The organism is Mesorhizobium sp. M7A.F.Ca.CA.004.06.1.1, assembly GCF_003999135.1.
GTDB lineage: Bacteria > Pseudomonadota > Alphaproteobacteria > Rhizobiales > Rhizobiaceae > Mesorhizobium.
Map to the genome: position 1 here is coordinate 1 of NZ_RZPQ01001159.1, position 1165 is coordinate 1165.

Genomic DNA, 1165 nt, shown 5'->3' on the forward strand with positions numbered 1-1165 from the left:
GGCGCCGCCCCTTGTATCTGCACGAGATGATTATGTGCGATGGAAGCGATTGAGCCTCGGGCCGGATGGCCATCCGGCCCGAGGCTTGGCGAAGTCGCCCGCTGCCCCTCCGGCTACAACCGTCAATGAGCTTGGGATCTTCGCCTTTGTCACGCACGACCGAATAGTCGCTTGGCTCCAATCGCACGAACAAGGCAGGTTACCGTGAACAACATTATTTGTGGAGTTGATGTTTCGAAAGATTGGCTGGACGCCCATATCCGGCCGGGCGCTGCGTTTGCTCGCTTCGCCAACGACGCAGCGGGACTAGGCGAGTTGCTGGTGTTTTGCCGCGGCCATCGTGTCGAGCTCGCGGTTATGGAGGCCACGGGCGGTTATGAGCGGTTGGCCTTTCTGTGGCTTTGGGAGAACGGCCTGCCTTGCGGCATCGTCAATCCTCGCAGCGTGCGTCGCTTCGCCGAAGCAATGGGCACCTTCGAGAAAACCGATCGCATCGACGCGGCCGTGATCGCCCATTACGCGTCGGTCAAGCAGATCGTGCCGGCGGCGCCGCCCAGTCCCGCGCAGCAGCGACTGAAAGTCTTGGTTTCCAGGCTTTCCCAAGTCACCGGCGACATCACCGTCAACAAGCAGCGCAAGAGCGCCACCACAGACGCCGAGACGCTGGCCAGTCTCTCCACGGTGCTGACCTGCCTCAAGCGCGAGGAGAAGCGGCTGGCTGGCGAGGTGGCCTCGCTGATTGACGATGATCCGTTGTGGGCCAGGCTCGACATGACATTCCGCGTCTTCAAGGGCTTGGCTGACCGCACCGTTGCCCGTCTGTTGGCGGAGGTCCCCGAGATCGGCATCGTCTCCAACAAGGCCATCGCCAAGCTGGTGGGGCTCTCGCCTTTCGCCAATGATAGCGGCAAACGCGAGGGACCTCGTAATATTCGGGGCGGTCGCACCGGGCCGCGTGGCATTCTCTTTATCGTTGCCCGGCACGTCGCCAGGTACGATCCTCATCTGCAAGCTTTCGCCGAACGGTTGCAAAAGGCTGGCAAAACCAAAATGGTCATCCGCATGGCGCTGGCGCGAAAACTCCTCGTCATTCTCAATGCAAAAGCACGCGATGCGCGCATGGAGTTCGCCAATGCAACTTGACACCACAGATAGTCGCTCATTG

At 60.9% G+C, this 1165-nt stretch carries 1 protein-coding gene; it reads left to right on the plus strand.

What is annotated here, in order from left to right:
• Positions 1-204: 204 nt before the first annotated feature.
• A complete protein-coding gene (locus EN906_RS34760; protein ID WP_127270070.1) occupies positions 205-1143 on the plus strand; it encodes an IS110 family transposase in 939 nt (312 codons plus the stop codon).
• Positions 1144-1165 lie beyond the last annotated feature (22 nt).